13 protein-coding genes and 1 tRNA gene are annotated in these 19,244 nt (G+C 59.4%); 6 read left to right on the forward strand and 8 right to left on the reverse strand.

Features of this window, described 5'->3' with window-relative positions; all coding sequences use genetic code 11:
- The first annotated feature begins 1 nt into the window (after nucleotide 1).
- Nucleotides 2-2,341, forward strand: a complete 2,340-nt coding sequence (gene tamL, locus BMZ66_RS20555) for a translocation and assembly module lipoprotein TamL (RefSeq protein WP_500778591.1) — start codon at nucleotides 2-4, stop codon at nucleotides 2,339-2,341.
- 196 nt (nucleotides 2,342-2,537) lie between these two features.
- Here tamL and BMZ66_RS20560 read toward each other — a convergent pair whose 3' ends face one another.
- The 6 genes from BMZ66_RS20560 to BMZ66_RS20585 form a co-directional block, all read right to left on the reverse strand.
- Nucleotides 2,538-3,707 (reverse strand): GNAT family N-acetyltransferase, encoded by a 1,170-nt coding sequence (locus tag BMZ66_RS20560; RefSeq protein ID WP_092677918.1) that lies wholly within the window; start codon nucleotides 3,705-3,707, stop codon nucleotides 2,538-2,540.
- 244 nt (nucleotides 3,708-3,951) lie between these two features.
- A complete protein-coding gene (locus BMZ66_RS20565) occupies nucleotides 3,952-5,418 on the reverse strand; it encodes a DUF4394 domain-containing protein (protein WP_177204834.1) in 1,467 nt (488 codons plus the stop codon).
- A gap of 290 nt (nucleotides 5,419-5,708) precedes the next feature.
- Nucleotides 5,709-7,262, reverse strand: coding sequence for a PepSY domain-containing protein (locus tag BMZ66_RS20570; protein WP_092677922.1), 1,554 nt, complete (start codon nucleotides 7,260-7,262; stop codon nucleotides 5,709-5,711).
- Nucleotides 7,263-7,314: 52 nt separating this feature from the next.
- On the reverse strand, nucleotides 7,315-9,732 hold the full coding sequence (locus BMZ66_RS20575; protein WP_092677924.1) for a TonB-dependent receptor: 2,418 nt from the start codon (nucleotides 9,730-9,732) through the stop codon (nucleotides 7,315-7,317).
- A gap of 104 nt (nucleotides 9,733-9,836) precedes the next feature.
- Entirely contained in the window at nucleotides 9,837-10,205 is a 369-nt protein-coding gene (locus tag BMZ66_RS20580; protein WP_143080317.1) for a hypothetical protein, read from the reverse strand.
- A 227-nt stretch (nucleotides 10,206-10,432) separates the two neighbouring features.
- Nucleotides 10,433-10,507 (reverse strand) — tRNA-Val (locus BMZ66_RS20585).
- A 260-nt stretch (nucleotides 10,508-10,767) separates the two neighbouring features.
- On the opposite strand from BMZ66_RS20585, the gene BMZ66_RS20590 reads away from it, so the two are divergent.
- Nucleotides 10,768-11,661 carry a TerB family tellurite resistance protein gene (locus BMZ66_RS20590; protein ID WP_092677928.1) on the forward strand — a complete coding sequence of 298 codons (894 nt, stop codon included), beginning with the start codon at nucleotides 10,768-10,770 and terminating at the stop codon, nucleotides 11,659-11,661.
- Between the two features lie 219 nt (nucleotides 11,662-11,880).
- On the opposite strand, the gene BMZ66_RS20595 is transcribed toward BMZ66_RS20590, so the two are convergent.
- Nucleotides 11,881-12,978: a mechanosensitive ion channel family protein gene (locus BMZ66_RS20595; protein WP_092677930.1), complete on the reverse strand. Its 1,098-nt coding sequence runs from the start codon at nucleotides 12,976-12,978 to the stop codon at nucleotides 11,881-11,883.
- A 120-nt stretch (nucleotides 12,979-13,098) separates the two neighbouring features.
- Nucleotides 13,099-14,358, reverse strand: coding sequence for an ABC transporter permease (locus BMZ66_RS20600; RefSeq protein ID WP_092677932.1), 1,260 nt, complete (start codon nucleotides 14,356-14,358; stop codon nucleotides 13,099-13,101).
- A 270-nt stretch (nucleotides 14,359-14,628) separates the two neighbouring features.
- Between BMZ66_RS20600 and queA the strand changes: the two genes are divergently transcribed.
- From queA to BMZ66_RS20620, 4 genes are all read left to right on the forward strand, one after another.
- Nucleotides 14,629-15,678, forward strand: coding sequence for a tRNA preQ1(34) S-adenosylmethionine ribosyltransferase-isomerase QueA (queA, locus tag BMZ66_RS20605; RefSeq protein ID WP_092677934.1), 1,050 nt, complete (start codon nucleotides 14,629-14,631; stop codon nucleotides 15,676-15,678).
- A 95-nt stretch (nucleotides 15,679-15,773) separates the two neighbouring features.
- Nucleotides 15,774-16,487 carry a 2-C-methyl-D-erythritol 4-phosphate cytidylyltransferase gene (locus BMZ66_RS20610; RefSeq protein ID WP_092677936.1) on the forward strand — a complete coding sequence of 238 codons (714 nt, stop codon included), beginning with the start codon at nucleotides 15,774-15,776 and terminating at the stop codon, nucleotides 16,485-16,487.
- Nucleotides 16,488-16,581: 94 nt separating this feature from the next.
- Entirely contained in the window at nucleotides 16,582-17,367 is a 786-nt protein-coding gene (locus BMZ66_RS20615; RefSeq protein WP_092677938.1) for an enoyl-CoA hydratase-related protein, read from the forward strand.
- Between the two features lie 375 nt (nucleotides 17,368-17,742).
- Nucleotides 17,743-18,738 (forward strand): hypothetical protein, encoded by a 996-nt coding sequence (locus BMZ66_RS20620; protein ID WP_092677940.1) that lies wholly within the window; start codon nucleotides 17,743-17,745, stop codon nucleotides 18,736-18,738.
- Nucleotides 18,739-19,244: the final 506 nt, after the last annotated feature.

Genomic DNA, 19,244 nt, shown 5'->3' on the forward strand with positions numbered 1-19,244 from the left:
CATGTTTGATTTCTTACCTGACGTATTGACTTCACCCCCCGCCCCCCGCCGGATAAGACAGGTGCTTTCCCTGCTCCTATTCACCGTTTTGTTCTCCGCGTGCTCGGGCCTGCGTTACATTCCGGAAGGCCAAAAGCTCTACACCGGCTCCAAAGTCATTCTTAAAAGCCCGGAGAAAATCCCCAATAAGTCGGCGCTGCAAACCGAGCTTGAATCGGTCATTCAGCCCAAGCCCAACACGTCCATTTTGGGCTTGCGGCCGAAGCTGTACTTCTGGGGCCTGGGCCAGAAAAAAAACAAAGGCATCGGGAAATTTCTGGCCGACAAGTTTGGGGAGCCGCCGGTGCTGCTGAAAGACGTTAAGTTCAGCACCACGTCGGGACTCATCACCAACCGCCTCTACAACAACGGCTTCTTCAACGGCACCGTGACCTACGAGGTGAAGGCCAAGGAAAAAACGGCGCAAATTGGCTACACGGCCAATGCCGGCCGGGTGTACACGATTCAGGAAATTCACTTTCCCGACCGCGACACGCTCGTGGACGTAGCCATTCGGGCCACCCAGCCCGGCACGCTGCTCAAAGTGGGCGACCCCTACAACCTGAACACCCTCACCACGGAGCGCATCCGCATCGACGACATTCTCAAAAACCAGGGCTACTTCTACTTCCAGCCCGATTACATTCTGTTTCAGGTCGACAGCACCTACGACCATAAGATAAACGTGTACCTGCGCGTGAAGGCTACGGCGCCCGCGCGTGCTACTCGCCCCCACTGGCTCGACGTTATCAAGCTCAACACCAACTACGTGCTGACGGACACCACCACCCGCGAGCCCATCCGGTTCCGTGGCTATCAGTACTTCCCCGACGAGGAGCTGTTCAGGGCCAGGGCCATCACCAACGCCACCTTCCTCTACCCCGACAGCCTGTACCGGCGCAAGCGGCGCGACCAGACCATCAGCCGTCTCATGAGCTTGAACAACTTCAAGTTTGTGGAGATTCGCATGAAGCCGGCCGTAGCCGGAGACTCGGCGGGCCGCGCTCGGCTCGATGCCGACATACTGATGACCCAGCTCAAGCGCAAAAGCCTGCGGGCCGAGCTGCAGCTCATCAACAAAAACACTGATTTCAACGGCCCCGGTCTCAACGTCAGCTTCCGGAACCGCTCGGCCCTGCGCGGCGCCGAGCAGCTGATTGTTACCGGTCGGGCCGCCTACGAAATACAAACCCGCCCCCCGGAAAACGCCGAAAGCCGAGGTAACAGCGGCGCCATCTCCACCGAGTTTGGGGTGAGCGCCCAATTGCTGGTGCCGCGCCTCATTGCGCCCAACCTGCCGCTGCTCGACGTGAAGCTGCCGAACTCCGAGTTTCAGCCCCGCACCAACTTTGGCGCGGGCGTGCGCTACATTACCCGCACCGGTTACTTCAGCACCGCTAGCATTAACCTCAACTACGGCTACAGCTGGAAAACCAAAATCACGAACGAGCAGGAGCTGCGGCCCATCGATGTCACCTACAACACGTTCCAAAGCCAGGAAGCATTCAGGGAGGTACTCCGGGTGCGCCCGTTTCTGCAAAACGCTTTTAATAATCAATTCATCCTCGGCAGCTCATACCGCTACACCTACAACCAGCAGGTACTAGAGCAGCGGCGGCAGCAAATATATTTCCAGGGCATGGTGGAGGTAAGCGGCAACGCCGCTAATGCGCTCAGCAGCTTGTCAGGCAAGAAAGAGCCCGGCGAGTTCTACACCATTGCCGGTCAGCGCTTTGCGCAATACACCAAGATAGATTTGGAAATCCGCGAGTACTTCCGCGTTTCGTCCAACCCTACCTCCGGCAACCGCATTGTGGGCCGCCTGCAGGTGGGCGTGGGCATGCCCTACGGCAATTCGAAAGGTGGCTCGTTGCCTTACCTGCGCCAGTACGGCATCGGCGGCCCCAACTCGGTGCGGGCCTTTGCTGTCCGTGAAATTGGGCCGGGCACGTACCGCCCCACCGGCTCCGATGTCATCAACAACTACTACGACCAAGTGGGCGACATTCGCCTCGAAGGCAACTTGGAATACCGCCAGGACCTAGTGCCCTACCTCAAAGGCGCGGTGTTCATCGATGCCGGCAACATCTGGCTAGCCAACCCCGACCCCGACCGCCTCGGTGGCCAATTCAAGGCCAGCAACATACTTAGCCAACTGGCAGTGGGCTACGGCGCCGGCCTGCGCATCGACGTGCAGTTCTTCGTCATCCGCTTTGACTACGCATTCCCCCTGAACGTGCCAGATGACCGTACTTCCCTCGGGCCCGGCCGGCTCAACCTAGCCATCGGCTATCCCTTCTAAGGTAGAGCCGCCTGTCATTGCGAGCGGAGCGAAGCAATCCGTCCTGTCAATATCAGGCACCTCCAAGATATTAAAAGCCCTAACACTGCGCAGTGTTGGGGCTTTATGCTTTAACAAGGATTTATCACATTAGGAGGTTGGTCGCTGAGAACAGGACGGATTGCTTCGCTCCGCTCGCAATGACAGGCGGCTCTACTCACCGAATAATCGGGCACCGCTCAAACGGCCGCTCGCGGTCGAACTGGTAGCGGTAGGTAGCGTGCGTTTTCACGATGGTGGCCCCGATGGAACGGGTGGTAACCAGCATGCGCGGGTTGAAATCGCCAATCCAGTTCATTTCCAGGTCGGCGTAGCCGGCATCGATGAACGCTTGGCGGGCGTGCACCAGCATGGCGGCGTCCACGCCTTTGCCCTGGTACTCGGGCACCACCCCGTAGATAATGCCGAACATGCGCTTGTCGGGCCGCCGCTTAAAGCGCCACTGTGCCCACAAAAAGCGCAGCTTGCCCCACAGGTTCAGGCGCCGGCCTACGTGCCGGAAAATCTGGTTTAGCTCGGGCAGGCTGATGAAAAAGGCCACGGGCTCGGCGCCGCGGTAGGCAAACCAGAGCAGGCGCTCATCGACCACGGGCTTCATCTCGCGCACAATGGTGCGGGCCTGGTCCAGGGTCATAGGTTTTACGCCGGTGTGCTTGGCCCAGGCCAGGTTATACACGTGGTGAAAGTCTTGAGCAAGCTTTTCGGCGTCTTGCTTGCGGCCGTGCGCAAAGCGGAATTCAGCGGCATTGTCTTCGGCGCGCTTCGCAAAGCTGGCGTGCAGCGGTGCGGCCGTGGTGCGGTAGCAGGTGTACTGCTTGAAGTACAGCTGAAACCCGTATTGCTCAAACAAGGCCTGGTAGTATGGCGGGTGCCAGAACATGCCGTAGTTGGGCGGGCGGTCGAAGCCATCAATCAGCAAGCCCCAGAACCGGTCGCGCTCGCCGAAATTTATGGGGCCGTCCATGGCCTGCATGCCGCGCACAGCCAGCCATTGCCGCCCGGCATCGAACAGCTGGTTGGCGGCAGCTTGGTCGTCGATGCACTCAAAAAAGCCCAGCCCCCCGGTGGGCAGGTCAGGGTTTTGCACGTCCACCGCATCGCGGTTTAAAAAGGCGGCAATGCGACCGACTACGGTGCCGGCGGCATCAGTCAGCACCCAGCGGCAGGCTTCTCCGTTGCTAAACTTGGGGTTTTTGGCGGGGTCGAAAACCACTTCCACCTCGTTTTCCAACGGATTGATGTACTGCGGCACGGCGCCGTGCAGGCGGGCTGGCAAGGCAATAAACTGCCGCGCCAAGCGGGCATCCGTAACTTCAAATAAGGGCATAGAAAGAACACGAAAACAACGCTCGCCCTGCGGTTGCAGGTTGGCAGAGCTTATCTCAGAAAGGCTGCAAAGAAACACCCGCCGCCGAACACCAACGCTTGGCAGCGCCTAATCACCGGCGGGCAAGTGCGTTTAACGAGACCAACTCAATTTCGACCAATTGTCGGCGTAAGCCCCCAATCTTGAGTTCCCAAAACAGAAGGGTGCACAACCATACAATTCAGCAATTGCAGCGAAAGCATTGCTAATCGACTTGCAGCCGCACGGCCTTGGTGCCAGCCCGCACGAGGTACATTCCGCGGGCCATGCCAGTCGGCAGTGTCAAGTTGGCTGCGCCGGTTGCATCAGCAACACCAGTGGCTACGGCTCGCCCCAAGGCATCCATAACCAGGACTTTCTCCCCACTTGGAGCGCCCACCAGCACGGCACCAGCGCCAACTTTAGCCGGATTCGGGAAAACCCGCATCACCAACGTTTCATACACTGGCACAACGGCTTGCACGGGCGAATAGGAGAAGCTGCCATCGCGGTCTACCTGATGCAGACGATAGTATAGCATCGTTGCGCCACCCGGCAGGGCCTTATCAACCAGCGAATAGTCGTGCCGGGCAAAACTGTTGCCAGCGGCTGGCACCTGCGGCCCTATAGCGTTGAAAACAATGCCGTCGAGGCTGCGCTCGACCCTGTAATAGGCGCTGTTGTGCTCGGTGGCCGTGGCCCAATCCAAGGTCACCTTGCCCGGGGCAGCCACCGCCCTGAAGTGCAGCAGCTCCACCGGCAGCGGCACCACCGTGGGCAGGGCTACGGCCACGTCGCGTATTTCAAAGTTGTAGAACGAACGGCCGGGCACTGTGTTTCCGAGTAGCGTAGCCACGCCCGTGGTCAGGTTCAGGCGATATAAATTGCTGGCACGGGCACCTTCACGTAGTGCTGTCACCTCGGTCAGGTAGCCAATATTCTCCCGGGAAGTGGGGTTGACGTAGATATCCAGGCCCATGGCATCGGGCTGACCAATGCCGTAGGTACCGGTTGAGGGCCCGCTGAGGATAACCACCGACATCGTCTTGGGGTTCGTCAGCGCGCCTCCGTCGGCGGGGCTCAGCACCGACAGCAGGCCGTTGCGGTAGTCGAGGGCGTAGGCAGCGGTGGCCCTGCTGCCCGCGTACGAGTTGGAGTAAGCCACCGCCGACACCTGGGGAGCGCCCAGGTCGGTGCCCCCGTAGGCTAAGGTGCCATCGGTGGCCAGCAGGGCGCCGGTAGCCGGCGCGAGGCGGTAGTTGGCGCCGTTGGTGCTGGTTACGCGGAGGTAGTCGGCTAGCGGGTTGAAGTCGACCCCAATGCGGTGGGTGCTGGCGCCCAGTTCCAGGCGAATAGAGTTGCCCACCCTTGTTACCGCATTCGTGGTTGTGCTCAGGGTATAAAGTTGGGCGTTGTTGCCGGTGGCACTCCCGTTGTAGCCCAGGGCGTAGAGCACGTTGTTGGCGGGCCGGAAATCCATGCCCACTAAAACCTGGCCCGCCGTGATGCCCGAGATGGCCGTTGGTGCCAGGTTATTCGAAGCCCCCGTGGTTGGATTAATTGTAATAAGCCCCTGGCTGTTCAGCGCTGCTCCCCGAAAATTGCTGCCCGTGATGATTCCCAGACCGTAAATGGTCTGGGCAAAACCGGGTGCAGCCAGCAGCAAAAGAGCAAACAGCAGAATTATTTTCATAGCAAACAGGGCAAAGGATAGGGAAGTCAAGCAAGGATGACCCAAGTAAAAGCAGGGCATTGCCCAACTGCTTTTACCTGGTAGCCGCGGGGCATGCGCCCCGGCCACCCTACGTGAGTCTGCCTGGCAATACGGTTGAATTTCGCACACAGGTGCTGGATTTGCAAAGTTGGGGCTTTACCAGGCAACTAGCCAAAGCCCCCGAATGCCGCAAACTACAGCCCTCGCAACAACGCTGACAACGCCAGCAAGCCCCAAAGCCAGCCCGCAGCCGCCTCGGCCTGGCGCCGCTACCTGGCTTTCAAAAACAGCCAGAGCCCCAGCAGCGACACCACCAGCACGCCCAGCGCCGACAGCATGGTAACGACGTCCCGGATGTTCTTGCCTAGCCCGCCCACAAGGTGAAATTTGTGCAGAAAACCAAACGAAAGGCCCTCGTAGCGGTCAGCGTTGTCTATGCGGGCGGCCAGGCGCCCGGTGGCCGGCTCCACATACAGCGTCGTGCGCGTGGGAGTGGCGTAGTCTACCTGCACCACCGGCAGGCGCTTGTTGATGAAATTGTACTCCTCGCCGAAATGGTCGAGCACCTGCGTCTTCACAACAGCCGCTGGCCCGCTGCCGGCCTGCGCCAGAAAGCCATTTGCCAGCTGGTGCGCGTATTGGGTGCTGCCCTCGGCTAGCACTTGCCCCGTGGCCGCGCTGTAGTATGTCACCCGCGCGGCACGCACGCTCTCCACTGGCTGCCCGGTGCTCACGCCCGTAGTGGCGGCTGCCTCATCGGCTGGCAGCTGGTACACCTGGTAGTACACCTGCCCGTTTAGCTCGGCCAGGGCCACATTCTGCACGGTGGCCCAATTGAGTGGGAGTTGCGTCAGGTCGGTTTTCAGTTGGGCTGCGGCCACAGCCGGTGCGTGCACATAGGCCAGCCGGTTGTCGGCGTGCAGCTTCAAATACACGTGAAATGCACCGCTGCCGGCAAACGTGAGCGTGACCAGCGCCACGGCCAGCCCCACCGCCCGGTGGTATTTACGCAGCCAGCCCACCTGGTCCTTGACCGAGCGCGGCCGGCGAAATTTCTTCCACATAAAGCCGTAGATAAGCAGCCCGCTCAGCGCCGACGCAATGACGATACCCAGCAGCACGAGCATCACCACCACGCGCACCGTGTTGTTGGCAATGAGTTCCAGCCAGCCCCAGGTGTGCAGCCAGTTGAACATCCGCAGGAAGGCTTGCCGCGCCGGGTTGTTGAAGCCAGCCAGCCGGGCCGGCAGGGTTTCTACGTACACCGTCGTCACGCCCGGCCGGTCCAGCTCAATTTTCCAGACTGGCAGCAAGCGGTTCACAAACGGGTAGTCCTGGGTAAAGCCCGTCAGCCGCTCCGCCAATACGAGGCGGGCCACCGAGTCTTGCGTGAAGTAGCGGGCCAGCTGCTCGGCATACTGCCGGTCGGCCGCTGGGGGCAGGGCCGCGCCGGTGGTTGCGTCGAAGTAGCGCGGCGCGGCCGTGGCGCTGGCCACCTGCACCTGGTAGGTGGGCTGGCCGGCCCAGCGCACCAGCCGCACGTTGGTTAGCTGGCGCACACCGCTTTGCGCCAGCACCTGGCCCAGCGGCAGGGTTGGCCGGGGCGCCGGCACCGCCGGCAGTTTTTCGTTGGCAATCTTGGGCCGCAACCAGTTGCTCATCAGCGGGTGCAGCAGGCCGCTCAGTGTCCAGCAAATCACGGGCACCACTGTCAGCAGGCCAATGAGGCGGTGCCAGCGGTACATATTCCGCTGCACAAACCGGCGGGCCGGGCTCGTGCGCAGTACCTCTGCCGGAGCGGCATTGGGCGTTATCAATTCCATACTAGAGAGGGTAATGCAGCCGCGGCCCTATAGCCGCGGCTGCGCTATTGCGTTATTTTTTGCCAATGAAGTTGTACTGCACGCCCAGCGCCACCGTGCGCGGCGCGCCGGGCGTGTAGGTGCTGCGGTCCGTCAGGGCATTGCCCTGGGTCGCGGCCGTTGCAAACCGCTCATTAGTTAGGTTAAGCACGTTCGCGAACACTTCCAGCGTCTCGCGCCAGCTGTAGCCCGCACGCACGTTGAGCATGCTCACGCCCCGCGCCCCAAACAGGCCCTTGTCTTCGTAGCGCACGCGGTTCACCTGGTCCTGGTACCAGGCACCGATACGCTGGTACTCCGCCGCCGCCCGCAGGCCTGGGGCCCACTTGGGCTTGTAGGTCAGTTCGGTATTGGCCACCCAGCGCGGGGCCTGTGGCATTTCCTTGCCGTTCACGTTCTGCACGGCATCCGTCGAGCGGGCGCTCAGCACAAACTCCTCGAAGCGGTGCACGGCGTTGGTGCCGCCAAAGCGAAAAAACAACTCCGCGGTGGGCTTATACGTCAGGCCATACTCCACGCCCCGGTGCAGGGTCTTGCCCGCACTCTGGTAGTCGGTGGAGTTGTCGGGCTGCCGAATGTTGAGCAGCTCGTTGCGCCCGTCCAGCTGGTACAGGGCCACGTCCACGTACACTTTGTTATCCAGCAATGAGGTCCAGCCGCCCACCTCGCGGTTGAAAAAGCGCGCTGGCTTCAGGTTGTAGTAAAACTCGGCTGGCATCCCGGCGGGGGTGCCAGCCGGCACGGGCCGGGCCCGGAAAATGGACGTGAGGCCGGGCGGCGAAAAGCCCTGTGAGTAGTTGGCGTAGAGCCCGCGGCCGCGGCCCAGGTCGTAGGTCAGGCCCACTTTGGGGGTGGCTTGCTGGTACACCTTCGAGCCGGTGCTGTTGTCGAGGTAATTGTTGTACGCAAACGAAAGCCGGTCGAAGCGCCCGCCCAAAGTGAGCTGCAGGGCGGGCAGCGTCGGCAGCGGGTGCAGGTCGAGCTGCGCGTACACGGCCGAGTTGAGCAGGTCCGTGTCGTAGCTGGCAATGGGCTTATCTGGCCGGTCGGCCACAACCGTGTACTTCGTCACCGACTTCCCATCGGCTCGCAGCTGTGCGGCCAAGTCAATCTGTTGGGCATTGTAGTGCGTCGGCGAGTAGTCAACCATCAGCCCGCCCAGCAGCTTGGCCCCCAGCCAGTCAAACTTCACGTTATGCTGGGCCAGCAGGCCGTAGCTCTTGAAGGCATTCACGTTCACCTCGCCACGCGCTGTGGGCGCCCCACTCGTCCAGCGAATGCCGTAAGTCGGGTTCTGGCCCACGCTGTTATCGCGGAAATAGGCCGTCAGCGAGGAAGCATGCTGCGGGTTCCACTGGTGCTCGGCCTTGAGATACGACCGCAGGGCGTAGGTTTTGCGGTAGGTGAAGTCCGAAGTCGACGAATACTCGCGCCGGTAGTACGATAGGCTATCCACGCTGCTGCTGGTCTGCGAGTCGTAGTTGTTGTACGAAGCCGAAGCCGTCAGCCGCGTTTTAGCCGACAAGGCATACTCCAGCTTGCCGTTCACCGACTGTTTGTCGTAGTCGGAGCTGGCCACCCAGCCGTTGCGCTGCCGGGCCAGGTAGCCGCTCACGTATACGCCCAACTTGGGCGTAAGCATGCCGCCCCCGCCCAACTGCACGCGCCGGTAGCCGTACTGGTCGCCTTGCGCCCCCACGCTCAGCGTAGGCACGCTCGTCGGCCGCTTGGTGAGCACATTGATGGCGCCACCCACTGCTTCCGGGCCGTAGAGCGACGAGGCCGGCCCCTTCACCACCTCAATCGAGCTAATGGCCAACGGATTGGTTTCGAGCAGCGCATTGTGGTTGAACACGCCCATGGGCCGCAGCGGCAGCCCGTCTTCCAGGTACAGGAAATAGGCGTTGGTCCCAAACGGCTGCCGGATGCCCATGGCGTGCTGCTCGTTGCCGTAGTTGAGCATCACCACCCCTGGCACTTTATTAATCAGCTCCACCAGCAGCGTAGGCTTGGTGTCTTGAATGACCGTGGGCGAAATTTTGGAGATGGCCACCGGCGCGTCGGTGCGCAGCTGCGCTTCGCGGCTGGCCGTCACCACCACGGTTTGCAGGTCCTCCACGGCCGGCTCCAGGGCCACGCGCAGGTTCTGCCCGCCAGCGGTTGGCGTCAGAGTAAAAGCCTTGTAGCCCACCGCCGACACCACTAGTTGCGGCGCTTCAGTAGCCAGCGTAAAAAAGCCCGAGTTGTTAGTTGCGGTGCCGGTCTGGCTATCCGGAGTGCGCACCGTGGCTCCCACCAACGGCTCCTTGGTGGCCGCGTCAAACACCCGGCCCGAAAGCACGTGCTGTGCCGCCGCCGACCACGACACAAAAAATAGGGCCACAGACAGCCCCAACCCGGCCTGCAGGCCGGGCACATGAAATAATTTCATCCCCTCAGTTGACTAAAAAACAAGCAAACGGGGCCACGCCGGACCGCCCCCGGCGCCCATAGGCACCGGCCGTCCGCCGCAGCAGCTCCCGAATCGGTCGTTGTTTAGCCCAGGGGCGGATGAAACACGCGCCCCAACGGGGCCGCGTAGGCCCCCGGCACCAGCCAGGCAAACCTGTGGTTTTTCGCGGCGAACACCTGTGGCGGGCTTAGCCGCACCGCTACAAATTGTGCGGGCAGCAACTCTAGCTTCACCTTTAGGGGGCTTGGTGCCTGGTTTTCCCGCTCCCGCTGCCTCATCTTTTGCACTAAGTAGCACTTGCCGTTGCAGTGCATCATGGGCCGAGCCTTGTTCACGCAAAAGCGCGCCGTAATAGTGGCTTGGTTCAGCGCATAGTCCACCACCAGCAGCTCGCGGCTGAAGGTTTGAAGCAGCACCAGGGCCACCAGAACATAGGCTAACAAGGACTTCACAGCAACCAGAGGTTGATAATGCTGTACGAAGGTAAGGCCCTCAATTTTTCTTCGTGAGCAAAAGTGGACATTCCTTTTATGAAGCCTAGCCTTGTTCAGTTGTCATCTTCCGGCTAAGCTAGTGAGCTGGGCTATCGGGCCAGCGGTACCACTACGCTTCCAAAATTCAGAATTGAACCAACAGCAAAAAGCCCCTCAGCCTTGCGACTGAGGGACTTTTTGAAGTGTGGGGGATGACGGGTTCGAACCGCCGACCCTCTGCTTGTAAGGCAGATGCTCTGAACCAGCTGAGCTAATCCCCCTTGGGTGTTTCCGTTTGGGATTGCAAAGATGGGAGGTGTTTTTGGAAGCACCAAATAAATCCCGGTTTTAATCGAGCAGTTTCTGGGGCTGCAGGGGCCAAATCAGCAGCAACAATTTCATTTTCAGCGACAGAAAAAATCTTTGCCACCTGCAAAAAAAATTGGATTTGAGGGCAGCGACTCGCCAAGCAACGTATTCCGGCGGCCTGCGTTAATCACGGCAAGTCCTTTTCCTCTCATTTCAACGTTCATTCTTTCCCATGGAAACCACCCTCCTTCAAAATTATTCCGAAGCCGAAAAAACCGCTTACCTGAGCGCCATTGCCAGCTTGGCCAGCGCCGACCGCCAGGCCACGGGCCCAGAAATTGAATTCCTACAAGCCCTGTCCCAACAAGCCGGATTATCTGCCGGCGCGGCCCAGCAGGTGCTGTCCGCAGCCCAAGACCCCTCCAATCAAGGCATTCAGCAGAATCTCGACACCCTTAAGAGCAGCGACCTGCGCTACTCGCTGATTACGGACCTCATCAGCTTTGCCCGCGCCGACGGCGCCTACTCCAACGACGAAGAAGCCATGATTACCAAAATGTCGCAGTACCTCGGCATCAATCAGCAGCAGCAAAAGACCCTGGAAACGGTGGTTGACCAGGCCGAAACCGTGGCCCACGACCCCCAAGACCCCTCCAAGACCGGTTTCTTCGACCGCGTGGGCGACAAGCTGTCCAGCGCCGGCATTCCCAAGCAGGCCCTGATGGCCGGCTTGCTGGGCGTGGTAGCGCCCATGGTTATTTCTCGCGTCATGGGCGGCGGCAACCGTTCCCAGGGCTACGGCAACCAGGGCGGCGGCATGATGAGCAGCGGCATGGGCGGCCTGCTCGGCGGCGCGGCCCAAAGCGGCATGGGCGGCTTGCTCGGCGGCCTCCTCGGCGGTGGCATGTTGGGTGGCCTGATGGGCGGCGGCTCGTCGGCGGGCATGAACCAGCGGGGCTCGGCTATCGGCAACGGTGGCTTGGGCTCGATGATGTCCATTCTGGGCGGCCTGGGCGGGCGTCCCAACACCCAGCCCCGCAGCGCCGGCGGTGGCGGCCTCGGCTCGCTGCTGGGCGGTGGCGGTGGCATGGGCAGCCTGCTTGGCGGTCTGCTCGGCGGCCGGTAATATTCTGAACCACGGATTCATTCGGATTTTTCGGATTCCGCGAATTTTGTAGTCGGCGTGGTGGGATTTACGCCCAACTCTATGCGCCACTAGGATGCAATGAAAAGGCCACTCATGCGAGTGGCCTTTTCTTTTTTTACCGCCTTGATGAACCGTTTATAGAATCGGTAGAATCCGAAAAAACGCCGGAAACGTAGTTCGGCGCAGCCAATCCGTGGTTCAGGGTTTTTCGCGCACCACGGCGAAAGTGCCGCCGTGCTGCTCCACCACTTCCACCAAGCGGTAATTGAGCTCTTCTTTCACGTCGATGTACTGGTCGTAGCTGGTGGTATCCACGAAGTACTGCACATTAACTTCCTTGCCCATAAGCGTGAGCGCGCTAAACTTGATTTGCACATCCTGGCTCACGAGCGGATGCGCTTGCATGGCGGCCAGGGAGTCGGTGATGATGTCGTGCAGCTGAGTGCTGGTGGTTTTCTGGTCAAAAGTGAGCGTGAAGCCCACGCGGCGGGAAGTCCGGAGCGAGAGGTTATCGAGCGGCTTGTCAATCATGCTTTTGTTGGGCACGGTGAGGTAGCTTTTCTCGGCGGTGCGGAGACGGGTGCTCCGGAAACCAATTTTTTCGACGGTGCCGCTCACGGGGCCCGCCGTCACCAGGTCGCCGACCCCAAAGGGCTGGTCGAGGAAGATGGTGAAGGAGGCAATGAGGTTTTCGAGGCTCTCCTTAGCGGCAAAGGCCACGGCCAGGCCGCCAATGCCCAGGCCGCCCACTAGGGCCGTCACGTTCACCCCGAAGGCCTCACCCAATATCACCAGCGCGCCGATGATGATGACCATGACTTTGAGCAAATCCTTGGCAAAGGGCAGGAACTGATTGTCGAGCCGGCGCACGCCGGGCACGGCGCGCAGCTCGTTGCGGCGCTTCACCACCAGCAGCGCAAAATCGACAAGCCGCAGCACCACCCACGTTACGGTGCCAATAAAGCCGAGCAGAAAGATGCGCAGCAGCGCCACCTTGGGCCAGGGCTGGAAGTCGGCCGCCGCATTGACGGGCAGCGGATAAGTGAGCACGTTTAACGCCACATAAACTGTCAGCAGCAGAAAGAGTACCGATAGCGGCTGAATGAGCAGGTCGTGTAGCTCTTTCTCAGTCACGCCCGCCGTGTAGCGTTTGGTAAGGCGGAACAGTACCGTGCTCAGCAGCCGCGAGAGCAGCCGCCGCAAGGTGCCGCCCACCAGCAGAATGAGGGCCGCAATGAGGTATTGGGCCAGGGTGTTGCCGAATAGTTCGTAATTCAGAAAGGGGGGAAACGTCATAACAGAATGTATCGCCAGCCGCGGGCCCGCAAAGCCCTCGGCTGGCGAATGATGGAGATTGAAATTAGCTCAGGAAGGCTTTCGCCTATCTGGACCAGCGCCACAGTCCGTGCCGGACCCCTACTTAGCTCGAATGGCGATAACCGGGTCCAGATTAGCGGCCAGCACGGCCGGCACGATGCCCGCAATTATCCCAATGCCCACCGAAATCAGCAGGCCGAGCAGGATGCGGGCGGCCGACATGCTAAGCGGCAGCGCGTCCTGCGGCACCAGCGTCACAAACCACACCAGCAGGATACCCGCCAGGCCGCCAATGAGGCACAGGAAAATGGCTTCGAAGAGAAACTGAAAAAGGATGAAGAAATTCTTCGCCCCCAGCGACTTCTGAATGCCAATGATGTTGGTGCGCTCACGCACCGACACGAACATGATGTTGGCAATGCCGAAGCCGCCCACCAAGATGGCAAACGAGCCAATTACGCCGCCCACAATGCCAATTACGCCGAAAAGCTTGCCCACGGCGGCGGCTATCATTTCGGGGCGGTTCAGGGCAAAGTTGTCTTCCTGCCGGGGCTTGAGGCCGCGGATGTTGCGCATCACGCCGCGCATTTCGTATTCGAGGTCGAGCAGGCCGGGGTCTTCGTCGCGGCCCTTCACGGCCAGCGTGGCGCTGGGGCCGCCGCCGAAGCCGTTGTTCAGGGTGAACATCTTCGTGAACATGCCAAAGGGAATGATGCAGTTGGCGTCGTTGCTGGAGATGGTGAGCAGTTTCTTGCCCTCCTTCTCCATCACCCCGATGACGGTGAGGGTCTGGCCGCGGGCCTTGAACTGTTTGCCCAGGGCGTTGCCGTCGGGAAAGAGGTTTTCGGCGATGGTGGCCCCGATGATGGCCACGGGCCGGGCCGCGTCCATTTCCTGCGAGGTAAAGTAGCGGCCTTCTTTCACGGGCACGTTGCTCACGGCCCGGAAATCGTAGCTCACCCCCTGCAGCACGCAGTCGGACACGGAGTTGGAACCCATCTTTAGGGTATTGCCGTTGCTGGCGGCGAATATGGCGATGCCTTTATTGTTGGGGCCCAGCTGCTTGCGGAGCTGCTGAAACTCGCGCGGCGTAGGCACGGGCCGCTGGAAATACTTCCACCACGGAAATTCAGCATCGAAGGCAAAGGGCCACTTCGAAACGTAAATCACCTTATCGCCGGCGAAATCGAGGCTGCTCCGGATGTTGGCTTCCAGCGAATCGACGATGGTGAAGACCGAAATGATGGAGAAGATACCCACCGTGACGCCCAACAACGAGAGGATGGTGCGCAACAAGTTGGACTTAAGGGCATCCCAGGCAAAGCGAAAACTTTCTAACGTGAGGCGAAGGGCGAGCATATACGAGAACGGGTGAGGATGCAGAAAGAAGGACGGAATAAGAAAAGCCACGGAAGGCCCCTAAAGGCAGGTTTTGGCGCACCTGCTCTCCGCTGCTACGAGGGCGAAGCACGGTGCCAGCAGGCAAAAGACGGAAACCTGCGGGGAAGTTGCTGAGGCATACAGCTCGCGCGCGTTACTGCGTCCAGCACAAAAATGATTACTACGAGAAAAAGCCGTACTTTTGCCTCCCCAAATTTCCGTAAATTCCCCCAAATACTGCCCATGGCGATGAAATTGCATGAGTTCAAATTTGAACTCCCCGAGGAACTGGTTGCTCTGCATCCGGCCCGCAACCGCGACGAAAGCCGCCTGATGGTGGTGCACCGCGCCACCGGCCAGATTGAACACCGCACCTTCAAAGATATCCTCGATTATTTCAACGAAGGCGACGTAATGGTGCTCAACGACACCAAGGTTTTTCCGGCCCGCCTCTACGGCAACAAAGAAAAAACCGGTGCCAAGATTGAAGTTTTCCTGCTGCGCGAACTGAACAAGGAGCTCCGGCTCTGGGACGTGCTGGTGGACCCCGCTCGCAAAATCCGCGTGGGCAACAAGCTGTACTTCGGCGAGTCCGACATGGTAGCCGAGGTAATTGACAACACTACTTCGCGCGGCCGCACCATCAAGTTCTTGTTTGACGGCACCGATGAGGAGTTCCGCAAGGCGCTGTACGAGCTGGGCGAAACCCCGATTCCGAAAGAAGTCCTCAACCGCGAAACCGAGCCCGCCGACAAAGAGCGGTACCAGACCATCTACGCCGAGAACATTGGCGCAGTGGCGGCTCCTTCGGCCGGCCTGCACTTCACCCGCGAGGTGATGAAGCGCATGGAGATTAAGGGCGTCGACCCGGCTTTCGTGACCCTGCACGTGGGCTTGGGCACCTTCCGCACGGTAGACGTGGAAGACCTGACCAAGCACAAGATGGACTCCGAGAACTTCATCGTAACGGCTCCGGCCTGCGAGATAGTGAACAAGGCGCTGGATGCGAAGAAGAAAGTGTGCGCCGTGGGCACCACCACCATTCGCGCCATGGAGGCGTCGGTGTCGGCCAATGCCCGCATGAAGCCCACCCAGGGCTGGATTGACCGGTTCATCTTCCCGCCCCACGATTTCAAAATCGCCAACTGCCTGCTCACCAACTTCCACATGCCGGAGAGCACACTCATCATGCTGGCCGCGGCCTTCGCCGGCTATCCTCTGCTGATGGAGGCCTACAAGGAAGCCATTAAGGAGAAGTATAAGTTCTTCAGCTACGGCGATGCCATGCTGATTTTGTAGAACGAATCGACGATTACCGGAATGAGTGAAGGCTCGGCTGTATTTGCGGCCGGGCCTTTTGCTTTGTATTTCACCGCTAAAAATGCCTGTTGCTTATGGCCCCCTCTCCTACTTCTTCGTTCCGGCCCTCTCCTCCTGCGCGCTTTGCCATTTTGGTGGCCGGGGGCACTGGCACGCGCATGGCCGCCGACCGGCCCAAGCAGTTTCTGCTGCTGCGCGGCGAGCCAGTGTTACTGCACACTCTGCGCCGCTTTGCCGACCCGACGCTGGGCGTGGCCGAGATAATTGTGGTACTGCCCGCCGACCAACTCGAAACCTGGCAGGAGTTGTGCCGGACCCACCAGGTGCCCATTGCGCACACGTTGGTGCCGGGCGGGGCCAGCCGCTGGGCCTCGGTGAAAGCCGGCCTGGCGGCGCTAGGGGAATACAGGGAAGGCTTGGTGGCCGTGCACGACGGCGTGCGGCCACTGGTGTCGCGCATGGTGGTGGAGCGCACGTATGCCGCGGCAGCTACCCACGCAGCTGCCGCAGCTGCCGTGATGCCCAAAGACTCGGTACGGCTGGTGTCGCAGCACGGCTCGGCGGCCCAGAACCGCAGCCGCCTACGCCTCATGCAGACGCCCCAGACGTTTGAGATTGACTTGCTGCGCCGGGCGTATGCCATGCCCGAGCTTGCGTCCTTCACCGACGACGCCACGGTAGTAGACGACCTCTGCCGGGTGCAGCTGGTGGATGGCGACTACCGCAACCTAAAAATCACGACCCCGGAGGACCTCATCGTAGCAGAAGCCTTGTTGGGTAATGCGTGACTGAGCATGGGCAGTGAATAGGCGAAGGAGTAGATGAAAAGTTCGTGTTGACGTTCTTTGTAATCACTCATTCACCCACTGACTCATTCACGCATTGGAATACACCAGCCTGCTCTACGACGTGCGCCCCGACGGCGTGGCCACCATCACCCTCAACCGCCCGGAGGTATTTAACGCCTTCAACGACCCGCTGAGCTACGAACTGCAGGACGCCCTGAAGCAAGTGGCGCGCGATGCTACCGTGCGGGCAGTAGTGCTTACCGGTGCCGGCCGGGCCTTCTGCTCGGGCCAAGACCTGAAAGCGGCTCAAGGTGCCGAGAAACGCTCGTTCTACGATTCGCTGCACAAGCGCTACAATCCCATTATCCGGGCCATGCGCGCTCTGCCCAAGCCTATTATTGGGCGCATCAACGGCGTGGCGGCGGGTGCCGGCTGCTCGCTGGCGCTGGCTTGCGACGCGCTGGTGGCCAGCACCGACGCCTCGCTGATTGAGGTATTCATCAACATCGGCCTGGTGCCGGACTCGGGCTCTTCGTGGTTTTTGCCGCGGCTGGTGGGTACCCTCAAGGCCTTTGAAATGTGCAGCTTGGGCACGAAAGTGCCAGCTGAAGAAGCCTTGCGCCTCGGGCTGGTAAACCAGGTAGTAGCCCCAGAGCAGCTAGACGAAGCTACTTACGCCCTAGCCGCCCGCTACGCCGCCGCGCCCACCAAGTCCATTGGCTTGCTGAAACAAATGCTGAACAAAGCCGGCGCTGCTACCCTAGACGAGATGCTGGACTACGAAGCCCACTGCCAGCAAATTGCCGGCGAGTCAGAGGACTATTTCGAGGGCGTGAAAGCGTTTAGCGAGAAGCGCAAGCCCGTGTTCAAGGGGGCTTAAGCTTAATTTCTTTTGCAAGGCCACAGTGGCCCCAGCGGAGCTACCATAGGTAGTAGTTCGGCTGGGGCTTTTTGGTGTGTCGTGTGCCCCGCTTCTCAAGTTGCACTACGATACTGCAAACCCCTTGCTTAATAGCACTAATTAATCACCCTTAAAACCAATGTCAGGCAGGTCCTATAATTCAATTTAGTATTTTTTGAACTATTTTAGAAATTGAGCTCTGACTATAACCAATTGGATATCAATATAATAAGCAGACAATTGACACGATACACACATGGACTTTATTATAAATATTTATAATGTATTTTGTATTATATATTTATTAAAATACATTTGTTCATACTATAATCAAATCAATAACAAATTTCCTCCATGAAAAACCTGTACAAATTCCTTTCTGTTGGCGCGTTGGCCACGGCTGTAATGCTCTCTGGCTGCGACAAGAATGATGCAAAGCAGCCCACCCCGGAAGCTGCTAACGCGGTGGCTGATGCCACGATTGGCGCTTACGAAGTGCTCTATACCGGCATGCAGCCCAATGTACTGGCCCGCACCACTACCTATACTTACACCATTCAGCGCACGGGCAAGGCCCAGGCCAATGGACTGAGCCACTGGATTATCGCTTTCCCAACGGATTGCGACCCGGAGCTGACCTACCAAAATGTCCTGGGCGCCACCGTGGATGGCACCGAGTACACAAATTTGGCCGGCACCGAAGGCAAAGGCACGGGCTGCACCAACGCCGTGGGCGGCAACATTTTGAAGTTCGACAACCTGCCTTCCATTCTTTCGGACGGCGCCAAGCATACCTACAGCTTTACCCTATCCGGGCAGTGGGGCGAAAGCCAGCGCAGCACCTGGGTTAAATTTGGTAACAAATGCGAGCAAGGCGTTATCACCGGTCCCGGCTGCTCCACGTCGGGTCCAGCGTGCTCGCTTTCGCAGGGTTACTGGTTTTCTAAACCACGGGTAATCTGGGCCGGCGAGGTAGAAGTAGGCGGCAAGAGCTACACGCAAGCCGACGGCAAGCTAATCTGGAAAACGGGCACCGTAGGCAAGCCCAACTACCACACCAATAATGCCCGCAAAGCGTTTCTGCAGCTCGCCACGCTCAAACTCAGCGCAGCAGCTCAGTTGTTTGACGCCAGCCAGGCCCCCGCAACCCTGCTGGCCGACATGGCTACGATAGAAGATTACTTGTCGACGGTTGATAAGCTGACGGTAATCGTTAATCAAACCACCGGTGCTACCACCGTAAACTTCCCCGCTAACAGCGCCGATAACAAAGAAGCTGGTGAAGCAGCAGGCAGAATCGGCGAGTGGATTTCCAATAACCACTGCCCTTCTGAGCCCGTGCTCCAATAAAAAGGCAGCAATGGCTTTCCTAAGCTATTAAAAAGCAGCCCGCGTCGCAGCAGCGACAGCGGGCTGCTTTTGTTTTGTGGGCATTGGACTAGGCTTTCTCTTTTTTGCAGCGCACTGCTTGGGGTGCGGCCCTCCACAGCGACAAGGGCAAAAGGTTATAAGCTTATGTGCCAGTGCGGTCATAGTCCAGCAACAAAGCCAGCGCTTTGGCATTGATGAGATGATGACATTGCTGTGAACAGCGCACTGGACGCAGTTGCTATCGTTAGGCACATATGGCCCAAGACCGGTGACGTACCATACTTCATTGGAGCAAGCCTTGAGCCAATGAAGTATGGTACGTCACTAGGTTGCCTTGGACGTCAGGCGTACGGTGACTGACCGTGTGGCCCTGGTGGGACTAGTCGATTTGAGCCGTGTTGCCATCAGACAGAGAAAGGCTTGTAGCTGCCAAGTTTATTGGCTTGCGCACTTCGTAAATAACTTCTATACCCGCATAGTATTTT

The organism is Hymenobacter arizonensis (assembly GCF_900115775.1).
Taxonomy (GTDB): Bacteria; Bacteroidota; Bacteroidia; order Cytophagales; family Hymenobacteraceae; genus Hymenobacter; species Hymenobacter arizonensis.

Bases quoted from the DNA above. Each gene is read 5' to 3' on its own strand.
- tamL (WP_500778591.1), top strand. From the start codon at position 2: ATGTTTGATTTCTTACCTGACGTATTGACTTCACCCCCCGCCCCCCGC.
- BMZ66_RS20610 (WP_092677936.1), top strand. From the start codon at position 15,774: ATGGCCCCCTCTCCTACTTCTTCGTTCCGGCCCTCTCCTCCTGCGCGC.
- queA (WP_092677934.1), top strand. From the start codon at position 14,629: ATGAAATTGCATGAGTTCAAATTTGAACTCCCCGAGGAACTGGTTGCT.
- BMZ66_RS20600 (WP_092677932.1), bottom strand. From the start codon at position 14,358: ATGCTCGCCCTTCGCCTCACGTTAGAAAGTTTTCGCTTTGCCTGGGAT.
- BMZ66_RS20620 (WP_092677940.1), top strand. From the start codon at position 17,743: ATGAAAAACCTGTACAAATTCCTTTCTGTTGGCGCGTTGGCCACGGCT.
- BMZ66_RS20595 (WP_092677930.1), bottom strand. From the start codon at position 12,978: ATGACGTTTCCCCCCTTTCTGAATTACGAACTATTCGGCAACACCCTG.
- BMZ66_RS20560 (WP_092677918.1), bottom strand. From the start codon at position 3,707: ATGCCCTTATTTGAAGTTACGGATGCCCGCTTGGCGCGGCAGTTTATT.
- BMZ66_RS20590 (WP_092677928.1), top strand. From the start codon at position 10,768: ATGGAAACCACCCTCCTTCAAAATTATTCCGAAGCCGAAAAAACCGCT.
- BMZ66_RS20565 (WP_177204834.1), bottom strand. From the start codon at position 5,418: ATGAAAATAATTCTGCTGTTTGCTCTTTTGCTGCTGGCTGCACCCGGT.
- BMZ66_RS20575 (WP_092677924.1), bottom strand. From the start codon at position 9,732: ATGAAATTATTTCATGTGCCCGGCCTGCAGGCCGGGTTGGGGCTGTCT.
- BMZ66_RS20570 (WP_092677922.1), bottom strand. From the start codon at position 7,262: ATGGAATTGATAACGCCCAATGCCGCTCCGGCAGAGGTACTGCGCACG.